The sequence below is a fragment of the Neisseria sp. P0021.S005 genome (genome assembly GCF_051956955.1).
In genome coordinates this window covers 1-10,271 of the sequence record NZ_JBQCWY010000074.1, presented here as the reverse complement: position 1 = coordinate 10,271, position 10,271 = coordinate 1, and the positions used below count along the sequence as shown (strand labels likewise).

Sequence of the window (10,271 nt, the reverse complement as noted above, 5' to 3'; positions counted from 1 at the left end):
CTGCCCCACGCATGATTGAAATCATCATTGATACATTGGAAAACCATCCGCAATTAAGAAAACAATCATAAACATCAAAAATAAAAGGCCGTCTGAAACATTAAAAGTTTCAGACGGCCTTTTGGTTTAAACCTAATTAACGTGTTACCGGTTTGTAACGGATACGTTTCGGTTTCGCGCCCTCTTCGCCCAAACGGCGTTTCTTGTCGGCTTCGTATTCCTGATAGTTGCCGTCAAAGAACACCCATTTAGAGTCGCCTTCACAAGCCAAAATATGCGTAGCGATACGGTCAAGGAACCAACGGTCATGCGAAATCACCATCACGCTGCCGGCAAATTCCAGCAATGCATCTTCCAGCGCGCGCAGGGTTTCCACGTCGAGGTCGTTAGACGGTTCGTCCAGCAGCAACACATTACCGCCGCTCAACAAGGTTTTTGCCAAGTGCAGACGGCCGCGTTCGCCACCAGACAATTGACCTGCAATTTTGCTTTGGTCGCTGCCTTTGAAGTTGAAGCGTCCCAAATATTGGCGGGCTGGAATTTCAAACTGACCAACCTGCAAAATGTCGCGGCCTTCGGCGATGTTGTCGAACACGGTTTTGTCGTTTTGCAAACCTTCGCGGCTTTGGTCGATCAAGCTCATTTTCACGGTTTGACCGATTTTCACTTCGCCGGAATCAGGCTGCTCTTTGCCCGAAATCATTTTGAACAGCGTCGATTTACCCGCGCCATTCGGACCGATGATACCGACAATCGCGCCAGCAGGCACTTTAAAGCTCAAATCGTCAATCAGCACTTTGTCGCCGAACGATTTGGAAACATTCACAAATTCAATGACTTCGTTTCCCAAACGCTCGGCAACAGGGATAAAGATTTCCTGAGTTTCGTTGCGTTTTTGGTATTCGTAGTTGCTCATTTCTTCAAAACGAGCCAAACGCGCTTTAGACTTGGCTTGGCGGCCTTTGGCATTTTGGCGCACCCATTCCAACTCCTGCTTCATCGCTTTCACGCGTGCAGCTTCGGATTTCGCCTCGTTTTCCAAGCGTTTTTCTTTCTGCTCCAGCCAAGACGAGTAATTGCCTTTCCACGGAATACCGTGTCCGCGGTCAAGTTCCAAAATCCATTCGGCGGCGTTGTCCAAGAAGTAGCGGTCGTGTGTTACCGCAACGACTGTACCGGGGAAGCGTACGAGGAATTGCTCCAGCCATTCGACCGATTCCGCATCCAAGTGGTTGGTCGGCTCGTCCAGCAAAAGCATATCGGGCTTGCTCAACAAGAGTTTGCACAAGGCAACGCGGCGTTTTTCACCGCCGGACAAATTGCCGATTTTGGCATCCCAATCAGGCAGGCGCAGAGCGTCGGCAGCGATTTCCAATTCATGCTCTGCACCGCCGCCGGTAGACGAACCCGCCGCAATAATCGCTTCCAGACGGCCCTGCTCTTCCGCCAACGCGTCAAAATCCGCATCAGGGTTGGCATACTCGGCATACACTTCTTCCAAACGTTTCTGCGCCGCCGCCACTTCGCCCAAACCGCTTTCCACTTCCTCGCGCACGGTTTTTTCAGGATCAAGCTCCGGCTCTTGCGGCAGATAACCGATTTTGATGCCGCCCATTGGTACGGCTTCACCCTCAAATTCTTTATCCACACCCGCCATAATCCGCAGTACAGTAGATTTACCCGCACCGTTCAAACCGAGCAAACCGATTTTTGCACCGGGGAAAAATGAAAGGGAAATGTCTTTAATAATGGTTTTTTGCGGCGGCACAACCTTGCTCACGCGCAGCATAGAATAGACGTATTGTTGGGACATAGTTTTCTCGTTTCCGTCAAACAAATTTCAGACGGCCCATTTTAACCTATTGCCCCAATACTTGCTTGTTCAAATGCCGTCTGAAAATAGAAATAAGCATCAACATATACACCGATCCGAACCGATACCCTCATTGCCCGACGGTATCAATGCCAAACCGCAGAAAATTTGATTTAAGCCAGTTTATCCTTGAACTGGCATTGCCAATATCCGGCGCACTTCATAAAATGCACCCATATCCTTGAAAGTACACACACAAACAATAACGACAGAGAACACCACACCAAGGAACATTTCAGATTTCTCAATAAAAATACTTTTCAAAAAAAGGATTTACCTCATGTCGGAAAATACGCAAAAAACAGCAAAACAAGGTTTGCCGTCACTGGCAAAAAGTACGATTTGGATGCTGAGCTTCGGCTATCTAGGCGTTCAGACGGCCTTTACCCTGCAAAGCTCACAAATGAGCCGAATTTTTCAAACTTTAGGCGCTGACCCGCACAATTTGGGCTGGTTTTTCATTCTGCCCCCATTGGCCGGTATGTTGGTTCAGCCGATTGTGGGCTACTACTCAGACCGCACTTGGATGCCGCGCTTGGGTGGCCGTCGTCTGCCCTATCTGCTTTACGGTACGCTGATTGCGGTTATCGTCATGATTCTGATGCCGAACTCGGGCAGCTTCGGTTTTGGCTACGCTTCTTTGGCGGCTTTGTCGTTTGGCGCGTTGATGATTGCGCTGTTGGACGTATCCTCCAATATGGCGATGCAGCCGTTTAAGATGATGGTTGGCGATATGGTCAATGAGGAGCAGAAAAGCTACGCCTACGGGATTCAAAGTTTCTTAGCGAATACGGGCGCGGTTGTGGCGGCGATTCTGCCGTTTGTGTTCGCGTATATCGGTTTGGCGAACACTGCCGAGAAAGGCGTCGTGCCGCAGACCGTGGTCGTGGCATTCTATGTGGGCGCAGCGTTGCTGATTATTACCAGTGCGTTCACCATCTTCAAAGTCAAAGAGTATGACCCGGAAACCTACGCCCGCTACCACGGTATCGACGTAGCAGCAAATCAGGAAAAAGCCAACTGGTTCGAACTCTTAAAAACCGCACCTAAAGCGTTTTGGACAGTCACTTTGGTGCAATTCTTCTGCTGGTTTGCCTTCCAATATATGTGGACTTACTCGGCAGGCGCGATTGCAGAAAACGTTTGGCAGACAACTGATGCTTCTTCCGTAGGCTATCAGGAAGCGGGCAACTGGTACGGCGTTTTGGCGGCGGTACAATCCATTGCTGCCGTTATCTGCTCGTTTATTCTGGCAAAAGTACCGAATCAATACCATAAAGTCGGCTATTTCGGTTGCTTGGCTTTAGGCGCGCTCGGTTTCTTCTCTATTTTCTTCATCCACAATCAATACGCATTAATCCTGTCTTATACTTTAATCGGCATCGCGTGGGCAGGTATCATTACCTATCCTTTGACGATTGTAACCAATGCCCTCTCCGGCAAACACATGGGTACTTATTTGGGTCTGTTTAACGGCTCTATCTGTATGCCTCAAATCGTCGCCTCCCTGCTGAGCTTTATCCTCTTCCCTATGCTGGGCAGCCATCAGGCAACCATGTTCTTGGTTGCAGGCGCGGTCTTGTTACTGGGAGCCTTCTCTGTATGTCTGATTAAAGAGACCCACGGCGAATAATCCATCCATACCATCGGCAAAGGCCGTCTGAAACCTTTGCCGAACTTACAATTTTAATAACAGGAGCTTCATAAATGTATACAAGAATCATGGAAATCAGCCCTTGGACGCTGCGTTCGGTAAAACTGGAAAAAGAACACAAACGGCTGCAAGAGAGCCTGACCAGTTTGGGCAACGGCTATATGGGCATGCGCGGCAACTTTGAAGAAACCTACTCCGCCGACAGCCACTTGGGTACCTACATCGCGGGCGTGTGGTTCCCCGACAAAACCCGCGTCGGCTGGTGGAAAAACGGCTATCCCAAATATTTCGGCAAAGCCATCAACGCGCTCAATTTCAGCAAAGTCAAAATCTTTGTCGATGGTCAAGAAGTGGATTTGGCGAAAAACGACATTACCAACTTCTCCGTCGAACTCGATATGCAGCACGGCGTGTTGCGCCGCTCGTTCACCGTATTCGGCGTGTGTTTCGATGTGTGCAAATTCCTGTCCGTCGCGCAAAAAGAGCTGGCGGTCATCCGCTGGGAAGCCGTATCCGTTGACGGCAAAACCCACCAAGTCCGCATCGATTCCATCATCGATGCCGACGTGAAAAACGAAGACTCCAACTACGAAGAAAAATTCTGGCAAGTATTGGACAAAGGCGTTTCAGACGACCGCTCCTACATTGCCACCCAAACCGTCGCCAATCCCTTCGGCGTGGAACAATTCATCGTCAACGCCGAGCAAACCTTCGCCGGCAGCTTCAAAGCCCTCGGCGGCAGTCAAACCGACTGGCAGGTCTCCAATTCTTTTGAAGCCGAAGTCGGCGGTACGCCCGAAACCTTTGAAAAACGCGTGATTATTACCACCAGCCGCGATTATCAGGGCTTGGAAGCGGTGAAAGCCGCTGGCCGCGCCTTGTCGGAAAAAGTCGCAGGCGTTGCGTTTGAAACTTTGCTGGACGCGCACAAAGCAGGCTGGCTGCACCGCTGGGAAATCGCCGACGTGGTCATCGAAGGCAGCGACGAAGCGCAGCAGGGCATCCGCTTCAACCTGTTCCAACTGTTCTCCACCTACTACGGCGAAGACACGCGCCTGAACATCGGCCCGAAAGGCTTTACCGGCGAAAAATACGGCGGCGCGACCTATTGGGACACCGAAGCATACGCCGTACCGCTCTACCTCGCACTGGCGGAACCCGAAGTTACCCGCAACCTGCTGCAATACCGCCGCAACCAACTGCCGCAGGCGCAGCACAACGCGCGCGAACAAGGCTTGGCGGGCGCGCTCTATCCGATGGTAACGTTTACGGGCATCGAGTGCCACAACGAATGGGAAATCACCTTCGAGGAAATCCACCGCAACGGCGCAATTCCTTACGCCATCTACAACTACACCAACTACACCGGCAATGAAAGCTATCTTGCCAAAGAAGGCTTGGAAGTCTTGGTCGAAGTGTCCCGCTTCTGGGCGGACCGCGTCCACTTCTCCAAACGCAACGGCAAATACATGATTCACGGCGTAACCGGCCCGAACGAATACGAAAACAACATCAACAACAACTGGTACACCAACACCCTCGCCGCATGGGTATTGGACTACACCCGCGAAGCCTTGGCGAAATACCCGCGTCCGGATTTGAACGTGAGTGCCGCCGAGTTGGAAAAATGGGCGGACATCAGCGCCAATATGTACCGTCCTCATGATGAAGAACTCGGCGTATTCGTCCAACACGACGGCTTCCTCGACAAAGACATCCGCCCCGTGTCCGCGCTTTCGCCGGACGATTTGCCGCTCAACCAGAAATGGTCGTGGGACAAAATCCTGCGTTCGCCATTCATCAAACAGGCGGACGTATTGCAAGGCATCTACTTCTTCGGCGACCGTTTCAGCATGGACGAAAAACGCCGTAACTTCGACTTCTACGAGCCGATGACCGTGCACGAAAGCTCGTTGTCTCCATGTATCCACTCTATTCTCGCCGCCGAACTGGGCAAAGAAGAAAAAGCCGTGGAAATGTACCAGCGCACCGCCCGCCTGGACTTGGACAACTACAACAACGACACCGAAGACGGCCTGCACATTACTTCTATGACCGGCTCGTGGCTCGCCATCGTCCAAGGTTTCGCCCAAATGAAAACTTGGGGCGGCAAACTCAGCTTCGCACCGTTCCTGCCGAGCGCATGGACCGGCTACGCCTTCCATATCAACTACCGAGGCCGTCTGATTAAAGTCGCCGTCGGCAAAGAAAACGTCGTCTTCACCCTGCTCAAAGGCGAGCCGCTCGATTTGCAGGTGTACGGCAAAGACATCACGCTCAACGGCAGCCACACTGTCGCGTTGGAAAAATAAGGAGGGCGCAAAATGACTTTTACCGCAGTTCTATTTGACCTTGACGGCATCATCACCGACACCGCCGAATACCACTACCGCGCATGGAAAAAGCTCGCCGAAGAACTGGCCATCAGTATCGACCGCAAGTTTAACGAGCAGCTCAAAGGCGTATCGCGCGACGATTCGCTCAAACGCATCCTCGCGCACGGTGGCAAAACCGTCAGCGAAGCCGAGTTTGCCGAACTGACCCGCCGCAAAAACGACAACTACGTCGAGATGATTCAGGCAGTCAAACCCGAAGACGTGTATCCCGGCATTTTGCCCCTGCTGGAAACATTGAAAGCAAACGGCAAAAAAATCGCCCTCGCGTCCGCCAGTAAAAACGGCCCGTTCCTGCTCGAACGCATGGGGTTGACCCACTTCTTCGACGCCATTGCCGACCCTGCCGCCGTCGCACATTCCAAACCCGCCCCCGACATCTTCCTCGCCGCCGCCGAGGGCGTGGGCGTGGACATCCGCCAATGCATCGGCATTGAAGACGCCGCCGCCGGCGTCGCCGCCATCAAAGCCGCCGGCGCCTTGCCCATCGGCGTGGGCAAAGCCGAAGACTTGGGCAGCGACATCGCGCTGGTGTCCGGCACCGCCGAGCTGACCTACGCCTATCTGCAAAACGTGTGGGCACAGTCGGGCAGGTAAAATACTAAGGAAGTAAAAAGGCCGTCTGAAAACTGGATTTCAGACGGCCTTTATTCTAAAAGTTTCCAGACGACGTTTGAGATCTTCTGAAAGTTTGAAACAGTGGTGAGAACGACAGACAACGCGTGCGTGCGTACCGCACACACCCTACACCTCGGTTTTAAAGTTTGTGCCTCCGCAGGTAAGGTGTGTGGCACAGCCACGCACGCGGTTGGTGGAGATGCAGGCTACGGCTTGCTACATCTTGGTTTTAAAGTTTGTACCATCCGCAGGTGGGGTGTGTGGCGCAGCCACAAACGCGGTTGGCGGGGATGCAGGCTACGGCTTGCTAAAAGTTTTCAGATGACATTTGAGGTCTTCTGAAGATTTGAAACAATGGTTTGAACAGCAAAAAACGCGTGCGTGCGTACCACACACACCCTACACCTCGATTTTAAAGTTTGTACCACTACAGGTAGCAACTGTATTTTTCACCCCGTCGGGCAAAAATACAAAAACTCAAATCAAGCCGTTTGGATACCGTTTTCGGCAAAGTAATCGCGCATCCGGGCATTCAATATCGTCAGCAGTTTGCGCATACATGCCGTAACGGCAACCTTATACGGCTTACCCTTAGACAGCAGGCGCTGATAGAAATCCCGAATAAGCGGTTCAAAACGTGTCGCTACCACGGTAGCCATATACAGAGCCTTACGCACCGCAGACCTTCCGCCGAAGCAGCGGCTTTTGAATTTGGTTTCCCCACTCTCCCTCGGGTGCGGGGCAATACCGACCAGGCTCGCTATCCGTTTGTGGTTCAGCCGTCCCAATTCGGGCAGCATCGCCATCAGTGTAGCCGCCGTTATCGAACCGATGCCTTTGATTTGCTCTGCTACTTTGGCTTTGCCGTCAAAATGCGTGTGGGTGTGGTCGTCGATTTGTTTGTCCAAGTCATCAATCAACCTGTCAAAATGGGCAATCAGTTGTTTGACGCTTTCGACTTGTGTTTCGTGAACCTGATACAGACGGTTTTTCTCGGCAGTCCGCATATCCACCAGCTGGTTGCGGCGGTTAACCAAGGCTTCCAACACTTCTTCCGCTTCGGTGTGCGGGTGGTAGAGCATGGTTTGCCAACCTTCTTTCTGTGCCGTCATCTGTGCGAAGAAGGCGAGCATTTTGGCATCTTTGGCATCGGTTTTGGTCAGCGACTGCGATTGGGCAAACTGATGCGTCTGACGTGGGTTGGCGATAATCACGGCTATGCCTGAGCGGTGGATGGCTTTGGCGGCGGGAATTTCGAGACCGCCGGTGCTTTCCATCACGACGAGGGCGACGTTGTGTTTTTTAAGGTATTCGACGGTATGGGCGATACCTTTCGTGTTATTGGTTTCGGTTTTGGTCTTGGACAAAGACGAAACGGCGATGACGAAGTTTCGTTTGGCGATATCGATGCCTGCGTAATTGTATTGGGTACTCATCATAAACCTGCCTTGCATTCGGTTGTGTTATCTGGCAACTGTTCGGTTGTGTCGATGGGTTGCCCGACCGCTCCCTGAGCTACTTGACGGTTGTTTGCCTCGGGTGTGTACGGGTGGCGGCCGGGCGGTTTGTTGCTATGATACGGGTGTTCCGATATACAAGGGTGTGTGCCCAAAGGCACGCACGCGGTTTGATGTTGGCTACAGCTTACTTATGGATATCTTCATACGACTTAGACTTAATATTTCCACTTATATTTTCTGACTGTATTAAATATTCATAAACTTCGAGTAATCGATACGTTGAATATGTGTAAGGATTTTAAGCCTATTTGGAAAGATCCATTACATAAAGTGAAGATGAACAGCTTTTTCCTAAAATCCCGCCCGAACCAACTCCTCCAACAGCGCAGGTCGGCGTGGTTTTTCGCTATATTGCTCCCTAACTTTGTCGGCAAAGTCTTCCATCGCCTGCCGTTGTGCGGAATATTGGCGGCGGAGGGTCTTTAATTGGTTCAAGAGCTGGCGGTATTGCTTACGGTTGCTTGCCTTATTGATTTCAGCCGCAAAGATTTTCAGGTAGCAAGCCACGATTTGGTCGTGATACGGCTCGGGGAAAGACGGGGCAAAACGATCCATTGGGTACAACAACAAGAGGTGTTGCTGCAATAGGGCGAGCAGCCGGTCGAATTCCTGTTCATGCTCCAATATTTCAGCTTGCAGCGAATATTGACCCGACAAGCGCGCAAGCAGGCGGTTGAATTCATGCGGCCATTCGGCGGCGGAAAACGTGGCTTTCCATGCTTCATAATGCGGCAATGAAAGGGGGACGGAAAACGCCAAATCCGCTGCGATTTCGCGTACATTTTTACCGGTTTCCTTCAATACATCAAAAAGTTGCAGCTTCCATTTGTGCGCTGTGCCGAGTGTTCCTTCAGCTTCGGCAATACTGATGCCTTCGCGCAAGAGGCGTTCCGCTTCTGCCCGGTCTCGCTGCCCGACTGCTTGTTCTACCGCAATTTGTCTGAATTTCGGCAAGCGCAGATGTCGTCTGAAATAATCCTGCGCGGCAGCAGTATCGCCTTTCGCCTGCAAAACCTGCCAGCCTTCGAGTGCCCAAAATTCATAATCCCAATCCAATTTGGCAACTGCCAAACGTTTATTCACGCAATCTTGCCACGCCTGCCATTCACCGCGCAGCCGCCAGATTCGGGCGCGGATTTGGTAGATTTTATTGCCTGCCTCCGAGAAATCAAAATAGCGGCTGTCGTCCAAACATTTGTCTAAAAAATTGATCAAACGCTTTGGGACGTTTTCCATGACCGCTTCTTCCAGAAGGTCAATTGCCATATACATAGCATCGACCAACATACCGTCCGAATCGTCCGCCTTTTCAAAAGCATCCTGCAAACGCGGTATCAACAGAGGCAAAGCCTGCGCCAACGCTGCCGTTCCCTCTTGCGCCACATCTTCCAACCAGTTTTGCAGCCTGATACCCAAATCAGCGGCTTCGTAGTAATCATAATATCGGGTTCGGGAAAAGATTCGGGAGAGCTGCTGCCGATACGGATTGCCGCCCTTTTTAGGCTGTTGCGCATCGGATTCGTCCGGCTGCCCATCCAGCATTTGAGCGTGCACCGCATACCACAACGCCGCCATATGCTTGCACGCCCCGCCATAAGGACAATCGCAGCCCCCATCCTTAATGTACAAATCACTATCCAACTTCAGCCATACCCAATAGTTTTCCGAACCGCACACCTCCGCCCGATAACGCCCGGAGGAAGTTTTTTGGACATCGCGAACCTTGCCCTGCTGAAAATACAGCAGGCCGCGTTCGGCAATGTGGGGCGGGAACAGGTGGAGCGGGTGGATACGGGGCATGGTTGGTTTCAAGAAGTGGTTGAAACATGGGAAGTTTACTGGTTCGGGCAGCGTTTGGGGAGATGGTAGAGGGAAGATTTGTTTGGCAAAGAGGCAAAAGGTCGTCTGAAAATGGGTTTCAGACAACCTTTGGTTTGGGTAGGAAGGGAAGTAGTTTAGAAAGACCGCGTGCGTGCGTACCGCACACACCCTACAGATGGATGAGGCATGTATCTGAAGGCACACACGTAATTAGATGGATGCGGGCTACGGTTTGCTATTTTTAGGTAATTTAAAGGTTGTCATTGGAAAATTTATCAATTAAATTATCAATAAATAATTTAAAATCATTGAAATAATCAGGGTTGTTTTGAATAAAAGAGCCCCAGCACAAATTGAATGCTTCTAGATTATCATCAGTATTTGAATTAACT

The 10,271-nt window shown here is 51.3% G+C and carries 7 protein-coding genes; 4 read left to right on the top strand and 3 right to left on the bottom strand.

Going from position 1 to position 10,271, the window contains the following annotated elements; genetic code table 11:
* Positions 1 to 136 precede the first annotated feature (136 nt).
* Positions 137 to 1,813, bottom strand: coding sequence for an energy-dependent translational throttle protein EttA (gene ettA / locus ACTHUE_RS06435; RefSeq protein WP_003747462.1), 1,677 nt, complete (start codon positions 1,811 to 1,813; stop codon positions 137 to 139).
* Between the two features lie 340 nt (positions 1,814 to 2,153).
* Here ettA and ACTHUE_RS06430 point away from each other — a divergent pair, with 340 nt between their 5' ends.
* The 4 genes from ACTHUE_RS06430 (at position 2,154) to ACTHUE_RS06415 (ending at position 6,880) form a co-directional block, all read left to right on the top strand.
* Entirely contained in the window at positions 2,154 to 3,506 is a 1,353-nt protein-coding gene (locus tag ACTHUE_RS06430) for an SLC45 family MFS transporter (protein ID WP_107810734.1), read from the top strand.
* 74 nt (positions 3,507 to 3,580) lie between these two features.
* Complete coding sequence (locus ACTHUE_RS06425; RefSeq protein ID WP_440423133.1) at positions 3,581 to 5,839, top strand: glycoside hydrolase family 65 protein; 2,259 nt, start codon at positions 3,581 to 3,583, stop codon at positions 5,837 to 5,839.
* 12 nt (positions 5,840 to 5,851) lie between these two features.
* On the top strand, positions 5,852 to 6,517 hold the full coding sequence (pgmB, locus tag ACTHUE_RS06420) for a beta-phosphoglucomutase (RefSeq protein ID WP_440423131.1): 666 nt from the start codon (positions 5,852 to 5,854) through the stop codon (positions 6,515 to 6,517).
* A gap of 102 nt (positions 6,518 to 6,619) precedes the next feature.
* On the top strand, positions 6,620 to 6,880 hold the full coding sequence (locus tag ACTHUE_RS06415) for a hypothetical protein (protein ID WP_440400688.1): 261 nt from the start codon (positions 6,620 to 6,622) through the stop codon (positions 6,878 to 6,880).
* Between the two features lie 140 nt (positions 6,881 to 7,020).
* Here ACTHUE_RS06415 and ACTHUE_RS06410 read toward each other — a convergent pair whose 3' ends face one another.
* Together ACTHUE_RS06410 and ACTHUE_RS06405 are read right to left on the bottom strand one after the other, a co-directional pair.
* The gene (locus tag ACTHUE_RS06410) at positions 7,021 to 7,992 is read right to left on the bottom strand and encodes an IS110 family transposase (RefSeq protein WP_440398603.1); all 972 of its coding nucleotides are present in this window, start codon (positions 7,990 to 7,992) and stop codon (positions 7,021 to 7,023) included.
* Positions 7,993 to 8,349: 357 nt separating this feature from the next.
* Positions 8,350 to 9,984, bottom strand: a complete 1,635-nt coding sequence (locus ACTHUE_RS06405) for an SWIM zinc finger family protein (protein WP_440423129.1) — start codon at positions 9,982 to 9,984, stop codon at positions 8,350 to 8,352.
* Between the last annotated feature and the right edge of the window lie 287 nt (positions 9,985 to 10,271).